Origin of the sequence: Pseudomonas sp. I3-I5 (assembly GCF_022699445.1) — a bacterium.
GTDB classification, from domain to species: Bacteria; Pseudomonadota; Gammaproteobacteria; order Pseudomonadales; family Pseudomonadaceae; genus Aquipseudomonas; species Aquipseudomonas fulva.
The window spans coordinates 4,494,843-4,515,196 of sequence record NZ_CP093940.1 but is presented as its reverse complement, the minus strand read 5'-3'; the positions used below and the strand labels follow the sequence as shown (position 1 = coordinate 4,515,196).

The following is a 20,354-nucleotide window of genomic DNA, read 5'->3' as shown; positions in this document are numbered from 1 at the left end:
GTTCTGGGGCTATTTGCGCGAGTTCCTGCAACCTGTCGGGGTAGTGCATCATGACTGGCTAAATGACAACGTGAGGTCAATCATGCGTGTTTGGATCGATGCCGACGCTTGCCCCAAGGCTGCCAGGGACCTGATCGTCAAGTTCGCCCTCAAGCGCAAGTTCGAAGTGGTCATGGTCGCGGGCCAGGCGGTGGCAAAGCCAGCATTCGGCATCGTACGACTGATCGTGGTACCCAGTGGCATGGATGCGGCCGACGATTACCTGGTCGAGCATGCCGTACCCGGCGAGTTGGTCGTCTGCAGCGACGTGCCTCTGGCCGACCGGCTTGTGAAGAAGGGCGTAGCGGCGCTGGACCCGCGCGGGCGCGAGTTCGACGAGCGCAACATGGGCGAGCGCCTGGCTACGCGCAATCTGTTCACCGAGCTGCGTGAACAAGGCCAGTCAGGTGGCGGGCAGGGGCCTTATGGGGATCGCGACAAACAGGCGTTTGCCAATGCGTTGGACCGGATCATCGCTCGGCTGTCGGCGCTTTGATAGCCAATGGAGCGCCAATCGCCTGGTCAGGCGCTCCAGCCGGGCAAGCGGCGCTTACTCGTGGGTCAGTTCCAGCACCCGATCAACCAGCTTGTAGATCCCGCCAGCGGCTTCGCTGATGGTCTTTGCCGACATGTAGGCAGGGGTGGTCACCAGTTTGCGCTGCGGGTCCTCGACGATGTCGTGCACGTCGCATTCTTCGTGGGTACCGCCCATCTTGACGACGGCCTCGGCGGTGTCGGCGTCGTTGCCGATGGTGCAGACCACGCCAGGGCCATAGATCTTGGCAGCCAATGCAGGCGAGATACAGATCAGGCCAACTGGCTTGCAGGCGGCGGCGAACGCCTCGGCCAACCCCAGGACATCCGGATTGACAGTGCAGTCTGCGCCTTTCACGGCAAAGTCCGAGAGGTTCTTGGCTGCGCCAAAGCCGCCCGGTACGATCAAGGCGTCGAAGTCCTCGACGCGCGCCTCACGAATGTCTTTCACATCGCCACGCGCGATACGGGCAGATTCCACCAGCACGTTGCGCGACTCGGGCATTTCTTGGCCTGTCAGGTGGTCGATGACATGCATCTGTGCGATGTTCGGTGCAAAGCACTGCACCTGCGCGCCGCGTTGGTCCAGGCGCAGCAAGGTGATCACGCTTTCGTGAATTTCTGCGCCGTCATAAACGCCACAGCCGGAAAGAATCACCGCCACTTTTTTTGTCATGCTCATTACTCCAGGTCGAAGCGCTTGATACCCGTCAGGCTGGCAGCGCGGCGCAGTGCGGGATGGTCCATGTCTGTTGGAGTGTGCACAGGTGCAGGTGTTCAGTCCTGGGACTCGCGCGCAGCCCGGCGCTCTGCCCGCAGCGTGCGAAAGCGCCGGTGCAGCCACAGGCCTACGCCAAGCACCAGCAAGGCGCCCAGTACCCACAATTCGTAGCGCTTGATATTGCCCAGCAGGCCTTCGAGGATTGCGCCGAAATGATAGGCCGCAGCACCCAGGGCGATGGCCCAGATCGCGGCCCCGATGCCATTGAGCAGCAGGTAGCGCCGCGGCGGATAGCCCGAGAGACCAATCGCGACCGGCATTACCGTGCGAAGCCCGTAAACGAAGCGGAAGCTGAGCACCCAGATATCGGGATGGCGACGGATGTGGCCCAAGGCGCGGTCGCCCATTGCCTGCCAGCGAGGCTTGCGCGCCAGGATCTTGCGCCCATGGCGACGACCCATGAAATACCACAACTGATCACCGGCATAGCTGCCCATGAATGCCACCAGGCATACCAGCTTGATGTCCATGTAATCGCGGAACGCAAGAAAGCCTGCAAGGACCAGAATGGTCTCGCCTTCGAAGAAGGTGCCTAGAAAAAGGGCAAAGTAGCCGAAATCCTGCAGGAATTGTTGGAGCATTTTCTGAGGTGCTGGCGAAATGAACGCGCAGCCTACCCCTTCGCGTGCGTTCGGGAAAGTGTCCAAATGTGTCTCGACGTGAACAGTGCCCGCTACCACAATGTCTGCAACCGTGTGCCATGGCTTGCCCTGGCGTGTAACACAGGCGTCATAATGGGCGCTTATCTTGCCGCTCAATTGATGATAGGGCGTTAACGTCCTCAGGACCGCCAGATGAATAACGAAGTGCTTCCCCCTGTCTTGATCAAGGATGCCAAGGAGCTTCCAGAGGAGTTGGTGCAGACCCCGCCTGATCTGCCACCTGCGTCTCAGGTCGCTGTGGAACCTGCAGCGGAGTCAGCGGCGCCCACGCCGGCCCCCGCCCCGGCCATCGTCGTGCCTGGCCTGGACGATACCAGCCTGTACATTCATCGCGAACTGTCCCAGCTGCAGTTCAACATCCGCGTACTGGAGCAGGCGCTGGATGAAAGCTACCCGTTGCTCGAACGCCTGAAGTTCCTGCTGATCTTCTCGAGCAACCTGGACGAGTTCTTCGAGATTCGTGTGGCCGGGCTGAAAAAGCAGATCAACTTTGCCCGCGAGCAGGCCGGTGCCGACGGCTTGCAGCCGCACCAGGCCCTCACGCGCATCAGCGAACTGGTGCATATCGAGGTCGATCGCCAGTACGCGATTCTCAACGATGTGCTGCTTCCGGAGCTGGAAAAACACCAGATTCGATTCATTCGCCGCCGTCACTGGACACCCAAGCTCAAGACATGGGTGCGTCGCTACTTCCGCGACGAGATTGCGCCCATCATCACCCCGATCGGCCTGGACCCTACCCATCCATTCCCGTTGCTGGTGAACAAGAGCCTGAACTTCATCGTCGAGCTTGAAGGCGTCGATGCGTTCGGCCGCGATTCAGGCCTGGCCATTATTCCGGCACCGCGGCTGCTGCCACGGGTCATTCGCGTGCCTGAGGAGGTGGGTGGCACCGGTGCCAATTACGTCTTCCTTTCGTCGATGATCCACGCCCACGCCGACGACCTGTTCCAGGGTATGAAGGTGAAGGGGTGCTACCAGTTCCGCCTGACCCGTAACGCCGACCTGGCGCTGGATTCCGAAGAGGTCGATGACTTGGCCCGGGCGCTTCGTGGCGAGCTGTTCTCGCGCCGCTACGGCGATGCCGTGCGCCTGGAAGTCGCCGATACGTGCCCCAAGCACCTGTCGGACTACCTGCTCAAGCAGTTCAGCCTGAGCGAAAGCGAGCTCTACCAGGTCAATGGGCCGGTCAACCTGACGCGGTTGTTCAGCATCACTGGGCTGGACAGCCACCCCGAACTTCAATACGTACCGTTCACCCCGGCCATCCCGAAGTTGCTGCAGAACGCCGACAACATCTTTAGCGTGATCAGCAAGCAGGACATCCTGCTCATGCACCCCTTCGAGTCGTTCACGCCGGTCATCGACCTGTTGCGCCAGGCGGCCAAGGACCCGCACGTTCTGGCCGTACGTCAGACGCTCTACCGCTCCGGCGCCAACTCGGAAATTGTCGATGCGTTAGTCGATGCAGCGCGCAACGGCAAGGAAGTCACCGCCGTGATCGAACTGCGCGCACGCTTCGACGAGGAGTCCAACCTGCAGATGGCAAGCCGCCTGCAAGCGGCAGGCGCGGTGGTGATCTATGGCGTGGTCGGTTTCAAGACGCACGCCAAGATGATGTTGATCCTGCGCCGCGAGCAGGGCGAGATCGTTCGCTATGCGCACCTGGGGACCGGCAACTACCACGCTGGCAATGCCCGCTTATACACCGACTACAGCCTGCTCACCTCCGACGATGCGCTCACCGAGGACGTCGGCAAGTTGTTCAGCCAGCTGATCGGCATGGGCAAGACCCTGCGCATGAAGAAACTGATGCATGCGCCGTTCACCCTGAAAAAGGGCATGCTGGACATGATCGCCCGCGAAACCCAGTTCGCCCTGGACGGCAAGCCGGCGCACATCATCGCCAAATTCAACTCGCTGACCGATGCGAAGGTCATCAAGGCCTTGTACAAGGCCAGTCAATCGGGGGTGAAGATCGACCTGATCGTGCGTGGCATGTGCTGCCTGCGTCCAGGTATTCCAGGGGTTTCACACAACATCCAGGTGCGCTCGATCATCGGCCGCTTCCTGGAACACACCCGTGTGTTCTACTTCCTCAATGGCGGTGAAGAGCAGATCTACCTCTCCAGTGCGGACTGGATGGAGCGCAACCTCGACAAGCGGGTCGAGACCTGCTTCCCGGTCGAGGGCAAGAAACTCTTGCTGCGGGTGAAAAAGGAACTGGAGGCGTACCTGACCGACAACACTCACGCCTGGACCCTTCAGCCCGACGGGCGCTATGTGCGCAGCAGCCCGACGGGTAACCAGAACCCCCGCAGTGCCCAGGCGACCTTGCTGGAGCGCCTGAGCAACCCGGTCCTCAACGTACGCTGAGGACGAAGCCGACCCGGGCCAGCCACTCCGCTTCGTTGGCGAAGTCGGCCTGGGTCAGCTGGTTCTGCTCGAGCCAACCTTCCGGGAATACCACTTCCAGGCGGTTATCGGCCGCCTTGAGCTCGACTTTGGGCATCTGCTGCGTGCCCCGGATGTGATGAAACAGGATGGCAAAGCGCAGCAGCACGCACAGGCGCAGCAGCTTGACCCCATCATCCCCCAGCTCGGCATAACGGTCCTTGGGGATGTTGCGGCGGTGGCCGCGCACCAGCAAGGCCATCATCTGCTGATCCTCGCGCGAAAAGCCTGCCAGGTCGGAGTGCTCGATCAGGTACGCGCCGTGCTTGTGGTAATGATAGTGGGCGATGTCCAGGCCGATCTCATGGACCTTGGCTGCCCAACCCAGCAGGTCGCGCCAATTGCCGTCCTGCAGGTCCCAGGCTACGGCCACCTGGTCGAAGGCATGCAGTGCCTTGCGCTCGACCCGGGCGGCCTGGCCCTGATCGACGTGGTAACGCTCCATCAGCGAGTTGAGGGTACGCTCGCGTACGTCTTCATGATGATGCCGGCCAAGCAGGTCGAACAGCACACCTTCACGCAGCGCACCGTCGCAGTGGTCCATGCGCTGCAGCTCCAGCGCATCGAAGATCGCTTCGAGGATGGCCATGCCCGCCGGGAATATGGTGCGCCGATCCGGCTTGACCCCTTCGAAATCGATCCTGTCGACTTCGCCCAGCTTGAACAGCTTGCGCTTGACCCAGGCCAGCCCTTCGGCGTTTACCTCGCCATTGCCCAGGCCTGCACCCCGAATGGCGGCGCCGATGGCGCGAATGGTACCCGACGAACCGATGGCTTCATCCCAGGTCAGGCGGTGCAGGGCATGCTCGATGCTCATCAACTCAAGCCGGGCGGCCGTATAGGCCTGGGCATAGCGCGCAGGGGTGATCTTGCCGTCACGGAAATAGCGCTGGGTGAAGCTGACGCAGCCCATCTGCAGGCTCTCGCGCAACAGCGGCTCGAAGCGCTGGCCAATGATGAATTCGGTGCTGCCGCCGCCGATGTCCGCCACCAGGCGCTTGCCCGCGGTGTCGGCCAGCGTATGGGAAACGCCCAGGTAGATCAGGCGGGCCTCTTCGCGGCCTGAGATGACTTCTACCGGATGGCCAAGAATGGCTTCGGCACGCTGGATGAAGATGTTGCGGTTGCGCGCTTCACGCAAGGCGTTGGTGCCGACGATGCGCACCGAGCCTGCGGGCATGCCGTTGATCAGCTGAGCGAAGCGCTTGAGGCACTCCAGGCCGCGCTCCATGGCTTCTTCACTGAGCCTGCGCTCCTCGTCGATGCCGGCGGCCAGCTGTACCTTCTCGCCCTGCCGCTCGAGAATGCGGATTTCGGTGTGGTGGGCCTTGGCCACGACCATGTGGAAGCTGTTGGAGCCGAGGTCGATGGCGGCTATCAGGGACAGGTTCTTCGCGGTGGTATGCGGCATGATCTGGAAGTTCTCGGTCGTTAACCTGGCAATCGTGCCACGATAGCAGGCTGGTCGCCAACGCGTGGCACCTGGCCTGCGCGATGCGCTTGATATACGGCAATGTGCCATTCGATTCTATGAAGACGATGTGACAGTTTTGATTCGAGTGCTCTTGCACAACTATAGTTACACTCAATCGTCTGCGGCTTCCTGTCGACCGCGGGGGCGGCTATGATGGGCAACGTTTTCCGTGCTTACGACCTTGGAGATTTCCATGAGCGACAAAATCAAACACGTCACCGACGCCACCTTCGATGCTGAAGTGCTTCAGGCTCAAGGCCCGGTGTTGGTCGACTACTGGGCTGAATGGTGCGGCCCATGCAAGATGATCGCTCCGGTTCTGGATGAGATCGCCTCTACGTATGAAGGCAAACTGGTCGTCGCCAAGCTGAACATCGACGAAAACCAGGAAACCCCAGCCAAGCACGGCGTGCGTGGTATCCCGACGCTGATGCTGTTCAAGAACGGCAACGTGGAAGCCACCAAGGTCGGTGCCTTGTCCAAATCGCAGCTGGCAGCGTTCCTCGACGCCCACCTGTGATAAAAAAGCCCCGCAAATGCGGGGCTTTTCTTTTTCAGAGCACTAGACGCACAAAAAAGCAAGTGTTACATTCGGCCTCGCACTGCTTCTTCAGTGCCCTCTACATGCCGTCGCCGAAGCATCCCCAATTCGAATCAGTACGCGATCCTTTCGCCATCTAGCGGCGCGGCTTCATTAAGCCAGAAGCTTAATTCTCCCTTCTTACATGATTACGTCATTCCCCTTATGAACCTGACTGAACTCAAGCAAAAGCCGATTACCGATCTTTTGGAAATGGCCGAACAAATGGGCATCGAGAACATGGCCCGTTCGCGCAAACAGGACGTGATTTTCTCCCTGCTGAAAAAGCATGCGAAAAGCGGCGAAGAGATCTCGGGTGACGGCGTGCTGGAGATTCTCCAGGATGGTTTCGGTTTCCTGCGTTCTGCTGATGCGTCCTACCTGGCCGGCCCAGACGATATCTACGTTTCGCCTAGCCAGATCCGCCGCTTCAACCTGCGTACCGGCGATACCATCGTTGGCAAGATCCGCCCGCCGAAGGAAGGGGAGCGCTACTTCGCCCTGTTGAAGGTCGATACCATCAACTTCGACCGGCCGGAAAACGCCAAGAACAAGATCTTGTTCGAGAACCTGACGCCGCTGTTCCCCAACAAGCGCCTGAAGATGGAAGCCGGCAACGGCTCCACCGAAGACCTGACCGGCCGGGTCATCGACCTGTGCGCCCCGATCGGCAAGGGCCAGCGTGGCCTGATCGTCGCCCCGCCCAAGGCGGGCAAGACCATCATGCTGCAGAACATCGCAGCCAACATCACGCGTAACAATCCCGAGTGCCACCTGATCGTTCTGCTGATCGACGAGCGCCCGGAAGAAGTGACCGAGATGCAGCGTACCGTACGCGGCGAAGTGGTTGCCTCCACCTTCGACGAGCCGCCAACCCGTCACGTGCAAGTGGCCGAAATGGTCATCGAGAAGGCCAAGCGCCTGGTCGAGCACAAGAAGGACGTGGTCATCCTGCTCGACTCCATTACCCGTCTGGCACGTGCCTATAACACGGTCATTCCAAGCTCGGGCAAAGTGCTGACCGGTGGTGTCGACGCTCACGCCCTGGAGAAGCCCAAGCGCTTCTTCGGTGCCGCCCGTAACATCGAGGAAGGCGGTTCGCTGACCATCATCGCCACCGCGCTGGTCGAAACCGGTTCGAAGATGGACGAGGTGATCTACGAGGAATTCAAGGGCACCGGCAACATGGAACTGCCCCTGGACCGTCGTATCGCTGAAAAGCGTGTGTTCCCTGCCATCAACATCAACCGTTCGGGTACTCGCCGCGAAGAGCTGCTGACCGCCGACGACGAACTGCAACGCATGTGGATCCTGCGCAAGCTGTTGCACCCGATGGACGAAATCGCTGCCATCGAGTTCCTGGTCGACAAGCTCAAGCAGACCAAGACCAACGACGAGTTCTTCCTGTCGATGAAGCGCAAGTAAGCGTTTCAGGTCTAGATCGAATGGGGCCGCTTCGCAGCCCATCGCGGCTGGTCCGATGCCTTTGCAAGGCCGTTCCTACAGGGATAGCGTAATCCTGTAAGAACGGCTTTGCCGGGGTACCGGACCGGCTGCGATGGGACGCGACGCGGCCCTGATCAGTTTTGACCATTGCGCTCTGAACGGCGCTACACTCTGAACCCCCGACCGATACGGCCAACACGAGGCTCATGCATGCAGTATCGCGACTTGCGCGACTTCATTCGTGGCCTGGAACAGCGCGGCGAGCTCAAGCGCATCCAGGTCCCGATCTCCCCAGTGCTGGAAATGACCGAGGTCTGCGATCGCACGCTGCGTGCCAAAGGCCCTGCGCTGTTGTTCGAAAAGCCGACCGGCTTCGACATTCCCGTGCTGGGCAACCTGTTCGGCACGCCTGAGCGGGTGGCCATGGGCATGGGTGCCGAGTCGGTCAATGAGCTGCGCGAGATCGGTAAGCTTCTGGCGTTTCTCAAGGAGCCTGAACCCCCGAAAGGGCTCAAGGACGCCTGGTCCAAGCTGCCGATCTTCAAGAAAGTGGTATCGATGGCGCCGAAGGTGGTCAAGGACGCCGTTTGCCAGGAAGTGGTGCTCGAAGGAGAGGACGTGGACCTTGGCGCATTGCCGATTCAGCATTGCTGGCCGGGCGATGTGGCACCGCTGATCACCTGGGGCCTGACCGTCACGCGCGGTCCGAACAAGGACCGCCAGAACCTGGGCATCTACCGGCAGCAGGTAATTGGCCGCAACAAAGTGATCATGCGTTGGCTCAGCCACCGTGGCGGCGCCCTGGACTACCGTGAGTGGTGTGAAAAAAATCCCGGCCAGCCGTTCCCAGTGGCCGTGGCGTTGGGGGCAGACCCTGCCACTATCCTGGGTGCAGTGACCCCAGTGCCCGATACGCTTTCCGAATACGCCTTCGCGGGCCTGTTGCGGGGTAATCGCACTGAGCTGGTCAAGTGCCGCGGCAGCAATCTGCAGGTGCCGGCCACGGCCGAGATCATCCTCGAAGGGGTAATCCACCCAGGCGAGATGGCGCCTGAAGGCCCCTATGGGGACCATACCGGTTACTACAACGAAGTGGACAGCTTCCCGGTGTTCACCGTCGAGCGCATCACCCACCGGCAAAACCCTATCTATCACAGCACCTACACCGGCCGGCCGCCGGATGAACCGGCGATTCTTGGCGTGGCGCTGAACGAAGTGTTCGTGCCGATCCTGCAGAAACAGTTCCCGGAAATCGTCGATTTCTACCTGCCACCGGAGGGGTGCTCCTACCGCATGGCGGTGGTGACCATGAAGAAGCAGTACCCGGGGCATGCCAAGCGCGTGATGCTGGGTGTGTGGTCGTTCCTGCGACAGTTCATGTACACCAAGTTCGTTATCGTGACCGACGACGACATCAACGCCCGCGACTGGAACGACGTGATCTGGGCCATCACCACACGCATGGACCCCAAGCGTGATACGGTGATGATCGACAACACGCCGATCGACTACCTGGACTTTGCCTCTCCAGTGTCGGGGCTGGGATCGAAAATGGGCCTGGATGCCACGCACAAGTGGCCGGGCGAGACTACACGCGAGTGGGGGCGGGTCATCGTCAAGGACGAAGCCGTCACCCGGCGTATCGATGAGCTGTGGGATCAGTTGGGAATAGATTGATGCAGGTAACGTTGCAGCCGTCCGGAGCAGTGCTGACGCTAGAGCCCGGGGAACGGATCCTGGAAGGTGCGCGTCGGCTGGGTTATGACTGCCCCAACAGCTGCCGTAATGGCAACTGTCATGTCTGCGCTGCGTTGCTGGTCGAAGGCAGTGTGCGCCAGAACGGAGAAGTCCGGGACCATGGCGAATTGTTCACCTGCATCGCCGAGCCGCTCGAAGATTGCATCCTGCTATGGGACGGCGTGCTGGCCTTGGGCGAGCTGCCGGTGCGCAAGCTGACCTGCACGGTCAGTGAATGCCGTGAAGTGGGTGGCGACGTTTGGCGCGTGCGCCTGTTGGCGCCTGCGGGCAAGCCGCCGCGCTACCATGCCGGGCAGTATTTGATGATCGAACGTGAAGCGGGCAAGCCGACCGCCTTTTCGCTGGCCTCCGCTCCCCATGCAGGGCGCGAGCTTGAATTGCACGTGCTGGCGCGCGAGCCCAGCGCCGTGCAGTTGATCGAGCAATTGCAGCGCGAGCGCTTGGCTCGTATCGAAATGCCCTTCGGCGATACCCATCTGGCCGAACTGCCCGACGGCCCCTTGGTGCTGATCGCCGCCGGTACCGGCATGGGGCAGATGCACAGCCTTGTGGAACACTGCCGCGCTCAGGGCTTCAAACACCCTGTTCACTTGTACTGGGGCGTACGACGCCCGGAAGACTTCTATCAGATCGAGCATTGGGATCAGTGGCTGAGTCTGCCCAACCTGTCCCTGCACCAGGTGGTCAGCGACCTGTGTGGCTGGGAGGGCCGTTGTGGGATGCTGCACGAAGCGGTTTGCGAGGACATTGCCGACCTCAACGGCGTACACGTGTACGCCAGTGGCTCGCCGAACATGATCTACGCCACGCTCGATGCGCTGGTGGACGCCGGCATGGATGCGCACCGCATGCGTGCGGACGTGTTCGCTTACGCGCCTCGCGGCTGAAGCATCCCCTCGCGGTGCGCGGCGCCCGTCAGGCTGCCCGCGCCACCCCGTACGCACTTGACGCGCTGCACGGCCGGTCGTCGGCGCCTGGCGTGAAAAGCTCTGCATGCACTTGTTCAGCCCCTTGCCCTGACTTAGCTTATACACCGCCTGGCGCGACTGCCGTAAATGACTTGCCTGAGGGCTCTGGTCAACGACCCAGTGGCTAACGCATCAGGCTCGGCCACGTTACATGCTTTGTTCACAGGGAATCATAGCGGCAGCTTATGTCGGCGCTCGAACGTTCATCCTGGCAAGTCCCATACCCCCCTTCGCTCGATTTTGGTCAGCAACTGACCCACGAGCAACTGCATCACTCCATGCAAGCCGCCATGTCCAGTCACCAGGGCGGGCCAGTGTGGCTGTTCGCCTATGGCTCCTTGATCTGGCGGCCCGAGTGCAGCGCGGTGGAGCGTCGACGTGCGCGGGTGCACGGTTACCACCGGGGCTTGTACCTGTGGTCGCACGAGCACCGTGGCACGCCTGAAACCCCAGGTTTGGTGTTCGGTCTGGATCGAGGCGGCTCGTGCAGCGGCTTTGCCTACAGGCTGGACGATGCCACCCTCGATGCGTCGCTTCGTGCCCTGTGGCAGCGCGAAATGCCTTACCCGGCCTACCGCCCGCACTGGCTCAACTGCCGGCTCGACGATGGCAGCAAGGTACAGGCCCTGGGCTTCGTGCTGGAGCGGCATCTGCCTTGCTATGCGGGCAATCTGCCGGATAACGTGCTCAGCCACATACTGGCCAGCGCTAAAGGGCGGTATGGCACCACGCGTGATTATGTCGAGCAGACCCTTCACGCCCTGCGCAGCCATCACATGCCTGATCGCAACCTGGAGGCGCGCTTCAGGCGCTGTCATGACCTGCGCGAACGGTGATCAGGTGCCAGGCGGCACCACCACCAGCTTGCCGACCGCCTGGCGCTGGCCCAGTGTTTCGATGGCCGTACCCGCGTCGGCCATGGTGTAGGTTTGTGAGACGAGCGGCTTCAATTTGCCCTGCGCGTGCCAGGCAAACAGCTGCTTGAAGTTGGCTGCGTTATCCTCCGGTTGGCGCTGTGCAAACGCGCCCCAGAACACGCCCAGCACCGCCGCCCCCTTGAGCAGCACCAGGTTGGCTGCCAATTGGGGAATGCTGCCGCTGGCAAAACCTACCACCAACAGCCTACCGTTCCACGCCAGGCCCCTCACGGCGTGCTCGAACAGCTCGCCGCCGACCGGATCGTAAATCACATCCACACCCTTGCCATCGGTCAGGCGCTTGATGGCCTCGCGCAGATTTTCCTGGCTGTAGTCGATCAGATCATCAGCACCGGCGGCACGGGCCACCGCGAGCTTTTGCGCGCTGCTGGCAGCCGCGATAACCCGCGCCCCCATGGCCTTGCCGATCTCAACCGCTGCCAGGCCCACCCCGCCGGACGCACCCAATACCAGCAAGGTTTCGCCGGCTTGCAATCGACCGCGCTGGCGCAAGGCATGCATCGAGGTGCCGTAGGTCATACCGAATGCGGCGGCGGTAATGAAGTCCATGCCGGCTGGCACGGGCATTACGTTGTAGGCGGGCGCTGCCACTTGCTCGGCGAAAGCACCCCAGCCGGTCAGCGCCATGACGCGGTCACCCACCTTGAAGGCGTCCACCTTGGTGCCGACGGCTGCGACCGTGCCCGCCGCCTCTCCACCCGGAGAAAAGGGCAAGGGCGGCTGAAACTGGTATTTGCCTTCTATGATCAGGGTATCGGGAAAGTTGACCCCTGCCGCCTGCACGTCCAGCAGCACTTCGTTGGGCTTGGGCGTTGGGCTGGGCACGTCTTCCAGGACCAGGTCGCGGGCCGGGCCCAGGTGCTTGCAGAGCAGCGCTTTCATCGTGGCCTATTCCTTTGCGGGTAATGGCCGATAAGTGTAGGAGGGCCGCCAGTCGGGTCAACGAGCATGGCTTGTCCTGATGAGCCGGCATAAGCCCAGGCTTGGGTTTGAATGATGTGCTGGTTAAGCTGGCGCCACCTGAATAGAGGAGCGATTTCGTGAAAGCGTGGATATTGATGGTGTTGGCACTGGTGTTACCCGCCGCAGCCGTGGCCGAGGAGGCCAAGGAGGGCGCGCCCAAGGTGGCCTATATCACGCTGACACCGCCGTTCGTAGGTAACTATGCGCTCGATGGTGGTCCGCGGTTGCGGGTGTTCAAGGCCGATGTCGCGTTGCGAGTGACCGGGGATGAGGCCGCCAAGGCGGTACAGCACCATGAACCGCTGATCCGCAACCAGCTCGTCGCACTGTTTACCCAGCAGACCGTGGACAGCATGAGTAATGTGGAGGCCAAGGAGCATTTGCGCCAGGAGGCGCTCAAGCAGGTTCAGCAGGTGATGGAGACCGAGGAGGGCAAGCCGATCGTCGAGGACCTGCTGTTCAACAACCTGATCGTCCAGTGAGCGGCTAACCCGGTCTTCGGTCAGCCACTGAAGGCTGGGTTTCATGGGAATGTCGGAGCGGGGCAGGTGCCTCAATCCATCGGCAGGATGGCAGTCCATTGCTCGGCCGTTACCGGCATGACCGACAGTCGACTGCCCTTTTGCACCAGCGCCAGTTCGGCGAGGGCTGGCTGTTGTTTCAACCAGCCCAGCTCAAGCACGCGTGGCAATGTCCGCACGTGAGCCACGTCTACCGCGCTCCACGGGTTCTTGTCGGGCGTGGCCTTGGCATCGTGGTAAGGGCTCTGCGTGTCCAGCGCAGTGGGGTCCGGATAGGCTGCGCGGATGACCTTGGCAATGCCGGCGATGCCAGGTTGAGGGCAGCTGGAATGGTAGAAGAAGAACATGTCTCCCGCGCTCATCGCACGCAGGAAATTGCGCGCCTGATAGTTACGCACACCGTCCCAGCGGGCTTCGCCAAGGTGAGCCAAACCTTCGATGGACAGTTCGTCGGGCTCGGACTTCATCAGCCAATAGGCCATGTTGTTTGCTCCAGAAATGCTTTGAAATAACTCGTTCAATCAAACCGACGACTGGTTGACGTCAACGTTTGCGTGGTGGCTCAGGTTGTCGGAGAATGCGCCCCGTTTGAGGTGCGATGCTCAGGTACGACCCAGAAGTCGCCGAGCACTGAACAGTTTGCCTGGGGGGCAATCGTCGATGAATCAACGTAAAAAGCCGGACCTACTGTGGGTCCTGGTGTTCATCTTTGGCTTGGGTGTGGTTACCACCGGTTATGCGCAGGGGATTTGGGAGCGCAAGCTGGATAACGCCTACCAGATGCCGTACGAAGCCGGTCAGGCGCAACGCTGACCCTCCCGGCACCGCTCAGCGTGGTGCCACGTACCAGTGACGATCCGAGACCGTTCCCTGCAAAGGCACGTCCCAGCTGGCCTGTGCTAGCCGTTCGACCTTCTGGCACTCATGCGCCAGGCCTAGCAGCCGTGGTTTTTTCCAGGTCTGCCGGCGAGCCAGGTAAGCCAGGCTGCGATCATAGAAGCCACCTCCCATGCCCAGTCGCCCTCCCGCGTCGTCGAAGCCCACCAGGGGCAGCAGAATCAGGTCCAGTGCCCATACGGGGCGTTGACGCCTGCGGTCGGTGGTCGGCTCAGGGATTCGGAACCGGTTGGGCGTGAGTTTCTCGCCCTTCTCGAATCGCTGAAACACCATGCGGGTGCGTGGCCATGGATGCAGCACCGGCAAGTAGGTGCGCTTGCCGCGTCGCTGCGCCTCGCGCAGCAGCAATGCAGGGTCGATCTCGCCATCTTTGGGCAGGTACAAGGCGATATGCCTGGCCTTGCGAAAGAGCGGGTGCTGTGCCAGCAGACGGTACAGGCCCGCAGCGGCCTGACGCTGTTGCGCGGGCGTGAGCGCCCTGCGCGCATTGCGCAAGTGCCTGCGAAGTTGAGGGCGGGTGAGCGTCGCGGTGTCGGTCATGGCACGGGCGATCCGAGGGTGCTGGCCATTGCTGTTGGCCAAAACGATTTGCCCGCTGGGAGGCGGGCAAAGGAATTCGGGCTCCCCGATAAGACCGCTATCGGTGTAGCCCTTGAACCCGAAAGTTCAAGGTGGAGATTGCAGGGGACATTAAGGCTTTCCGTCGAGCGGACATGCACACCTGCCCCAGCGTGCAACCCCCGTGGTTGTGCGTATCGGCTCAGGGACATAACCGACTGGCGCATCCACCAGGGAGTGGCGCCAGTATAACAACCTCAGTTTTTTTTGGTACCCGTCTCGTCGGACAGCGCCTGGTCGACCCGGTCCAGCAAATCGCGCACCTGCTCGCGCGTGGCCCCGCCGGCCGGAGCAGCGCTGCGGTCTTCCTGGCGATGGAGCATCTCGTGGGTAATGTTCAACGCCGCCATGACCGCGATGCGGTCGGCACCGATCACCTTGCCGCTGCTGCGAATCTCGCGCATCTTGCTGTCCAGGTAGTGAGCTGCACTGACCAGGTTGTTGCGCTCTTCGGGCGGGCAGATGATCGAGTATTCCTTGTCGAGGATCTGCACGGTGACGCTATTGCTTGAACTCATGAGTCTTGCTCCAGGGCCTTGAGACGCAAGATCATCGACTCGACCTTGCGTCTGGCGATCTCGTTCTTTTCGATGAGGTGGGCGCGCTCTTCGCGCCAGGACTTTTCCTGAGCTACTAGGAGTGCATTTTGCCGTTTAAGTTGCTCGACACGCTCGATCAGCAGCTCGAATCGGCTCATCAGGGCCTGCAGGTCGTTCTCTTGCGTGGGTTGCACTCGATTCGCTCCGTCATTGACTCATCTTGCGATGATGCCTCTCCCTGGGCCGTGGCTGCCAGTGCCGATGGTCTTGGCGCGCCTGCCGGTGCTAGGATACAAGGCCTTCATTCTAGTCATTGCGCCCTCCGGCGCCTAGCAGCCCATGCCCAATACTCAATCGCCCTACGTTGCCTTCGCCATGCTGCTTTCCAGCAATGGCCACCCCGTCACACCCGCCGAACTGCACGGCCTGCTCATCGGCCGCAGCTGTGCGGGCGCCGGCTTCGATGCCGACGGCTGGCTGGCCGATGCGGCCCAGTTGCTGGAAACCGAACCGCAAGACGCTGTGCGTAATGCCCTGATTGGCCTGCAGGAAATGGTCAAGGGCGAGCTTACCAGCGACGATATGGCCATCGTGCTGCTGCTGCCGTCCGACGACGCTGCGCTGACCGATCGCGCCACCGCCCTGGGGCAGTGGTGCCAGGGCTTCATCACAGGCTTCGGCCTGAACGCCGGTGGCAAGGACCTGTCCATCGAGGCCAAGGAAGTGCTCCAGGACCTGGTGGCCATCTCCCAGGTCCAGGAAGCGCTGGAAGAATCCGAAGACGGCGAAAGCGACTACATGGAAGTGATGGAATACCTGCGCGTCGCGCCGTTGCTGCTGTTTTCCGAACTGGCCAAGCCTGCAGCGCCTGCGCCCAAGCCTTCTCTGCACTGAACCACGGGGTAGCCTGCCCATGAGCCGCATTCCCAAGGCCGAATATGCCCGCCGGCGCAAGGCGCTGATGGCGCAGATGGTCCCCAACAGCATTGCCATCTTGCCTGCCGCCGCCGTTGCCATCCGCAACCGTGATGTCGAGCACGTGTACCGCCAGGACAGCGACTTTCAATACCTCAGTGGTTTTCCCGAGCCCGAGGCGGTGATTGCGTTGATACCTGGCCGCGAGCATGGCGAATATGTGATGTTCTGCCGCGAGCGCAACCCTGAGCGCGAGCTGTGGGACGGCTTGCGGGCCGGCCAGGAGGGTGCGGTGCGCGATTTTGGCGCTGACGATGCGTTTCCCATCGCCGACATCGACGAGATCCTGCCGGGGCTGATCGAAGGCCGCGAACGCGTCTACAGCGCCATGGGCAGCAATCCCGAATTCGATCGCAGGTTGATGGACTGGATCAACGTGATTCGCTCCAAGGCCCGCCTCGGTGCACAGCCCCCGAACGAATTCGTTGCCCTGGATCACCTGCTGCACGACATGCGCCTGTATAAATCGGCGGCGGAAGTGAAAGTGATGCGCACGGCCGCCGAGATTTCTGCCAAGGCCCATGTGCGGGCGATGCAGGCTTGCCGCCCGGGCCTTCATGAGTACAGCCTTGAAGCCGAACTCGATTACGCCTTCCGCCAGGGCGGGGCAAAGATGCCGGCGTATGGGTCGATCGTCGCCGCAGGGCGCAATGGTTGCATCCTGCACTACCAGCAGAACGACGCGCCGCTCAAGGAGGGCGACCTGGTCCTGATCGACGCGGGCTGCGAAATCGATTGCTATGCCAGTGACATCACCCGCACGTTTCCCGTCAGCGGGCGGTTTTCATCCGAGCAGAAGGCTATCTATGAGCTTGTTCTGAGCGCCCAGGCAGCGGCGTTTGCCGAAATCGCCCCGGGCAAGCACTGGAACCATGCCCATGAAGCCACCGTGCGGGTGATCACCGAAGGGCTGGTTGAACTGGGCCTGCTCAAGGGCGACGTGCAGTCGTTGATCGAGAGCGAGGCGTACCGGGCGTTCTACATGCACCGTGCCGGCCACTGGCTGGGCATGGATGTGCATGACGTGGGCGATTACAAGGTGGGCGGTGAGTGGCGGGTGCTCGAGCCAGGCATGGCCTTGACGGTCGAGCCCGGCATTTACATAGCAGCCGACAATGAAAGCGTGGCCAAGAAATGGCGCGGCATCGGCATTCGGATCGAGGATGATGTGGTGGTCACCAGGCAAGGCTGTGAAATCCTGACATCGGGCGTTCCCCGCACCGTCGCCGAGATCGAGGCGTTGATGCACGACGCGCGTCAGGCCAGCCTATGACCCAGGTGAATCTCGCCATCATCGGCGGCGGGCTGGTTGGGGCCAGCCTGGCGCTGACCCTGCAGGCAGGCGCCAAGGCGCGTGGTTGGAAAATCCTTCTCATCGAACCCTTTGCCCCCGGCGACAGCTTCCAGCCCAGCTACGATGCGCGGTCCTCGGCACTGTCGTTCGGGACCCGCCAGATCTACGATCGACTGGGCCTGTGGCCTGCCATCGAGCGGCGTGCTGAACCGATCGCACAGATTCACGTCTCGGACCGAGGACGCTTTGGTGCCACCCGCCTGGACGCGAGGGAGGAAGGTGTTCCGGCCCTGGGCTACGTGGTCGAGAATGCCTGGCTCGGGCAATGCCTCTGGCAGGGCCTGGACAGGGATGTGGTCAGCTGGCGCTGCCCGGCCGAAGTGACGTCGATGCAGGCTATGGAGGGCGGTTACCGCTTGCGCCTCAATGACGACACGCACATTGACTGCGACCTGGCGGTGCTGGCCGATGGTGGGCGCTCGGGGCTGCGTGAGCAACTGGGCATTCACGTCTGCCACACGCCTTATGAGCAGAGTGCATTGATCGCCAACATCACCCCCGGCGAGCCTCACCGCGGCCAGGCCTTCGAGCGCTTCACCGAAGCCGGTCCCATGGCCTTGCTGCCGTTACCGGAAAACCGCTGCGCGCTGGTCTGGACACGGCAGGGCATGGATGCGCAGCGCCTGGCCGACATGGATGAGCGCAATTTCCTGCGTGAATTGCAGGGCGTCTTCGGTTACCGCCTGGGGACCCTTCGCCAGGTAGGCGTGCGGCACCTGTACCCGCTGTCGCTGATCGAGGCGCAGGAGCAGATCCGCCCCCACCTGGTTGTGCTGGGCAACGCCGCACACAGCCTGCACCCCATCGCAGGCCAGGGGTTCAACCTGTCGCTGCGGGATGTGCAGTCCCTTGCCGAGGCGCTGCTTGCAGGGCCGCAGCGGCCAGGCGACCTTGCGACCTTGCGGGCTTACGGTAAGCGCCAGCGCCTGGATCAAACGCTCACCATCGGGTTTTCCGATCAGGTAACACGGTTGTTCGGCAGCGGCCAGCCTTTGCTCGCCGCGGGCCGTAACCTGGGTTTGCTGGGCCTGGACCTGCTTCCACCGGCCAAAAGCTGGTTCGCCCGCCAGGCCATGGGCCTGGGTACGCGTTCCGATGTACGGGGCAAGGCATGAGCAACCCGCGCAAACTGGCCCGGCGTGCGCGCGTTCTGCGCTGGATGCTGAACCTGTATCCGCCCTACTTGGGCGCCGGTATCCGTGTGCAGCACATCAGCCCTGACATGCGCAGCATCCGGGTGGCGATGAAACTCACCCGCTGGAACCGCAATTACGTGGGCACCCAGTTCGGTGGCAGCCTCTATGCCATGGTCGATCCGTTCTACATGCTCTTGCTCATCGAACGGCTGGGGCGCGACTACATCGTCTGGGACAAGGCCGCCAGCATCGATTTCATCACCCCTGGCAAGGGCCCGGTGTATGCCGAGTTCCATGTCGATGACGCGCTGCTGGACGACATCCGCCAGCAGACCGCCACCGGCAAGAAATGCCTGCCCCGTTTGCAGGTCGATATCCGCGACGGCGCAGGTGAACTGGTGGCGCGGGTCGATAAAACCCTATACGTGCGGCTCAAGCCGCAAGCGAGGCTGGCGTAAGGCATGGAAACACGCGCAGATGTTCTGATCGTAGGTGCCGGTATGGTCGGCAGCGCGCTGGCGCTCGCCTTGCGCCATAGCGGTTTGCAGGTGCTGCTGCTCGATGGCGGTCCCCTGGCCGTCAGGCCGTTCGACGCCCAGGGGCCGTTCGAGCCGCGGGTCAGCGCGTTGTCGGCCGCCAGCCAGCGTATTCTCGACCGCCTGGGGGCTTGGGAAGGCATCGCACGGCGGCGCGCGACGCCCTATTCGGATATGCAGGTATGGGATGGCAGCGGCACCGGGCAGATCCACTTTTCCGCCGCCAGCGTGCATGCGCAGGTGCTGGGCCATATCGTCGAGAACAAAGTGGTCCAGGATGCCTTGCTCGAGCGCCTGCACGACAGCGACATCGGCCTGTTGCCTAATGCGCGCATGGAACAGCTGCGCCATTCCGGCGACGACTGGCTGATGACGCTGCACGACGGCCGGCAGCTGCGTGCGCCGCTGGTCGTCGCAGCCGACGGTGCTCATTCCGCGGTTCGCCGCCTGGCAGGTTGTGAAACGCGCGAGTGGGACTACTTGCACCATGCCATCGTCACCAGCGTGCGTTGCGCTCAGGATCACCAGGCCACCGCCTGGCAACGTTTCACCGACGATGGTCCGCTCGCCTTCCTGCCATTGACCCGCGACGGCAAACAGGACTGGTGCTCGATCGTGTGGTCAACCACGCCGGCCGAGGCCGAGCGGCTGATGGCGCTGGATGAGCCAGCCTTCCTCAAGGCGCTGGAGCGTGCATTCGAAGGCCGCCTCGGGACGGTGCTGCAGGCTGACCCGCGGCTGTGCGTACCGCTGCGCCAGCGACATGCAAAACGCTACGTGGAACCCGGCCTTGCGCTGATCGGTGATGCGGCCCACACCATTCATCCGCTGGCAGGGCAGGGGGTGAACCTGGGGTTCCTTGACGCGGCGGTACTGGCCGAAGTCCTGGTGGATGCCTGCAAGCGCGGAGAAAGGCTGGCCGATGTCAAGGTGCTGAGCCGCTATGAGCGTCGTCGCATGCCGCACAACCTGGCGCTGATGGCAGCCATGGAAGGGTTCGAGCGGTTGTTCCAGGCCGACAAGTTGCCGCTGCGTTGGCTGCGCAACAGTGGCTTGAAGCTGGTTGAGCAGCTGCCAGAGGCCAAGGCTGTGTTCGTGCGACAGGCACTGGGCTTGAGTGGCGATTTGCCGGATTTGGCCAAGGTGTAAAGGCTGCTCTTGGCGCGTTGGCGAGAGCGGAT

General features: G+C 62.0%; 22 protein-coding genes and 1 other RNA gene. 14 read left to right on the top strand and 9 right to left on the bottom strand.

Annotation, left to right across the window (positions count from 1 at the left end):
* Positions 1-82: 82 nt before the first annotated feature.
* A complete protein-coding gene (locus MOP87_RS20265; protein WP_027913411.1) occupies positions 83-535 on the top strand; it encodes a YaiI/YqxD family protein in 453 nt (150 codons plus the stop codon).
* Positions 536-589: 54 nt separating this feature from the next.
* Here the strand turns inward: MOP87_RS20265 and elbB are convergent, their stop codons facing one another.
* Together elbB and MOP87_RS20255 are read right to left on the bottom strand one after the other, a co-directional pair.
* Positions 590-1,249 carry an isoprenoid biosynthesis glyoxalase ElbB gene (gene elbB / locus MOP87_RS20260; protein ID WP_027913412.1) on the bottom strand — a complete coding sequence of 220 codons (660 nt, stop codon included), beginning with the start codon at positions 1,247-1,249 and terminating at the stop codon, positions 590-592.
* 101 nt (positions 1,250-1,350) lie between these two features.
* A complete protein-coding gene (locus tag MOP87_RS20255) occupies positions 1,351-1,935 on the bottom strand; it encodes a DedA family protein (protein ID WP_023532679.1) in 585 nt (194 codons plus the stop codon).
* 213 nt (positions 1,936-2,148) lie between these two features.
* On the opposite strand from MOP87_RS20255, the gene ppk1 reads away from it, so the two are divergent.
* Positions 2,149-4,392, top strand: coding sequence for a polyphosphate kinase 1 (ppk1, locus tag MOP87_RS20250; protein ID WP_027913413.1), 2,244 nt, complete (start codon positions 2,149-2,151; stop codon positions 4,390-4,392).
* Here ppk1 and ppx read toward each other — a convergent pair.
* A complete protein-coding gene (ppx, locus tag MOP87_RS20245) occupies positions 4,379-5,881 on the bottom strand; it encodes an exopolyphosphatase (RefSeq protein ID WP_027913414.1) in 1,503 nt (500 codons plus the stop codon). The two genes, ppk1 and ppx, sit on opposite strands and share 14 nt — an antisense overlap.
* 256 nt (positions 5,882-6,137) lie before the next feature.
* Here ppx and trxA point away from each other — a divergent pair, with 256 nt between their 5' ends.
* The 5 genes from trxA (at position 6,138) to MOP87_RS20220 (ending at position 11,532) form a co-directional block, all read left to right on the top strand.
* The gene (gene trxA, locus MOP87_RS20240) at positions 6,138-6,464 is read left to right on the top strand and encodes a thioredoxin TrxA (RefSeq protein WP_242809933.1); all 327 of its coding nucleotides are present in this window, start codon (positions 6,138-6,140) and stop codon (positions 6,462-6,464) included.
* A gap of 225 nt (positions 6,465-6,689) precedes the next feature.
* On the top strand, positions 6,690-7,949 hold the full coding sequence (gene rho / locus MOP87_RS20235; RefSeq protein ID WP_023532437.1) for a transcription termination factor Rho: 1,260 nt from the start codon (positions 6,690-6,692) through the stop codon (positions 7,947-7,949).
* A 231-nt stretch (positions 7,950-8,180) separates the two neighbouring features.
* Positions 8,181-9,647: a 4-hydroxy-3-polyprenylbenzoate decarboxylase gene (gene ubiD / locus MOP87_RS20230; RefSeq protein ID WP_027913415.1), complete on the top strand. Its 1,467-nt coding sequence runs from the start codon at positions 8,181-8,183 to the stop codon at positions 9,645-9,647.
* Complete coding sequence (locus MOP87_RS20225; RefSeq protein ID WP_242809932.1) at positions 9,647-10,615, top strand: CDP-6-deoxy-delta-3,4-glucoseen reductase; 969 nt, start codon at positions 9,647-9,649, stop codon at positions 10,613-10,615. The genes ubiD and MOP87_RS20225 overlap by 1 nt, the downstream gene beginning before the upstream one ends.
* Before the next feature lie 266 nt (positions 10,616-10,881).
* Entirely contained in the window at positions 10,882-11,532 is a 651-nt protein-coding gene (locus MOP87_RS20220) for a gamma-glutamylcyclotransferase (protein WP_242809931.1), read from the top strand.
* On the opposite strand, the gene MOP87_RS20215 is transcribed toward MOP87_RS20220, so the two are convergent.
* Positions 11,533-12,516 (bottom strand): NADPH:quinone oxidoreductase family protein, encoded by a 984-nt coding sequence (locus tag MOP87_RS20215; protein ID WP_242809930.1) that lies wholly within the window; start codon positions 12,514-12,516, stop codon positions 11,533-11,535. It lies immediately after the preceding gene.
* Positions 12,517-12,674: 158 nt separating this feature from the next.
* Here MOP87_RS20215 and MOP87_RS20210 point away from each other — a divergent pair, with 158 nt between their 5' ends.
* Positions 12,675-13,079 (top strand): flagellar basal body-associated protein FliL, encoded by a 405-nt coding sequence (locus MOP87_RS20210; protein WP_027913419.1) that lies wholly within the window; start codon positions 12,675-12,677, stop codon positions 13,077-13,079.
* A gap of 71 nt (positions 13,080-13,150) precedes the next feature.
* Here the strand turns inward: MOP87_RS20210 and MOP87_RS20205 are convergent, their stop codons facing one another.
* A complete protein-coding gene (locus MOP87_RS20205) occupies positions 13,151-13,600 on the bottom strand; it encodes an EVE domain-containing protein (RefSeq protein ID WP_049695304.1) in 450 nt (149 codons plus the stop codon).
* A 178-nt stretch (positions 13,601-13,778) separates the two neighbouring features.
* Here MOP87_RS20205 and MOP87_RS20200 point away from each other — a divergent pair, with 178 nt between their 5' ends.
* A complete protein-coding gene (locus MOP87_RS20200; protein ID WP_023532702.1) occupies positions 13,779-13,931 on the top strand; it encodes a hypothetical protein in 153 nt (50 codons plus the stop codon).
* Positions 13,932-13,946: 15 nt separating this feature from the next.
* Here MOP87_RS20200 and MOP87_RS20195 read toward each other — a convergent pair whose 3' ends face one another.
* From MOP87_RS20195 to MOP87_RS20180, 4 genes are all read right to left on the bottom strand, one after another.
* Positions 13,947-14,555, bottom strand: coding sequence for a 5-formyltetrahydrofolate cyclo-ligase (locus tag MOP87_RS20195; RefSeq protein WP_242809929.1), 609 nt, complete (start codon positions 14,553-14,555; stop codon positions 13,947-13,949).
* A gap of 78 nt (positions 14,556-14,633) precedes the next feature.
* A non-coding RNA gene (gene ssrS, locus MOP87_RS20190) (6S RNA) lies at positions 14,634-14,813 on the bottom strand.
* Between the two features lie 17 nt (positions 14,814-14,830).
* A complete protein-coding gene (locus tag MOP87_RS20185) occupies positions 14,831-15,151 on the bottom strand; it encodes a cell division protein ZapA (protein WP_023532287.1) in 321 nt (106 codons plus the stop codon).
* A complete protein-coding gene (locus MOP87_RS20180) occupies positions 15,148-15,330 on the bottom strand; it encodes a TIGR02449 family protein (protein ID WP_033693939.1) in 183 nt (60 codons plus the stop codon). The genes MOP87_RS20185 and MOP87_RS20180 overlap by 4 nt, the downstream gene beginning before the upstream one ends.
* 181 nt (positions 15,331-15,511) lie before the next feature.
* Between MOP87_RS20180 and MOP87_RS20175 the strand changes: the two genes are divergently transcribed.
* From MOP87_RS20175 to MOP87_RS20155, 5 genes are read left to right on the top strand one after another with little or no spacing between them, the layout of a single operon-like run.
* Positions 15,512-16,066: a YecA family protein gene (locus tag MOP87_RS20175; protein ID WP_027913422.1), complete on the top strand. Its 555-nt coding sequence runs from the start codon at positions 15,512-15,514 to the stop codon at positions 16,064-16,066.
* Between the two features lie 19 nt (positions 16,067-16,085).
* Entirely contained in the window at positions 16,086-17,420 is a 1,335-nt protein-coding gene (gene pepP, locus MOP87_RS20170) for a Xaa-Pro aminopeptidase (RefSeq protein WP_028686758.1), read from the top strand.
* Entirely contained in the window at positions 17,417-18,616 is a 1,200-nt protein-coding gene (gene ubiH, locus MOP87_RS20165; RefSeq protein ID WP_242809928.1) for a 2-octaprenyl-6-methoxyphenyl hydroxylase, read from the top strand. The genes pepP and ubiH overlap by 4 nt, the downstream gene beginning before the upstream one ends.
* Complete coding sequence (locus MOP87_RS20160; RefSeq protein ID WP_027913425.1) at positions 18,613-19,095, top strand: DUF4442 domain-containing protein; 483 nt, start codon at positions 18,613-18,615, stop codon at positions 19,093-19,095. Before ubiH ends, MOP87_RS20160 begins: the two co-directional genes overlap by 4 nt.
* A 3-nt stretch (positions 19,096-19,098) precedes the next feature.
* Positions 19,099-20,322, top strand: coding sequence for a 2-octaprenyl-3-methyl-6-methoxy-1,4-benzoquinol hydroxylase (locus MOP87_RS20155; RefSeq protein WP_027913426.1), 1,224 nt, complete (start codon positions 19,099-19,101; stop codon positions 20,320-20,322).
* Positions 20,323-20,354 lie beyond the last annotated feature (32 nt).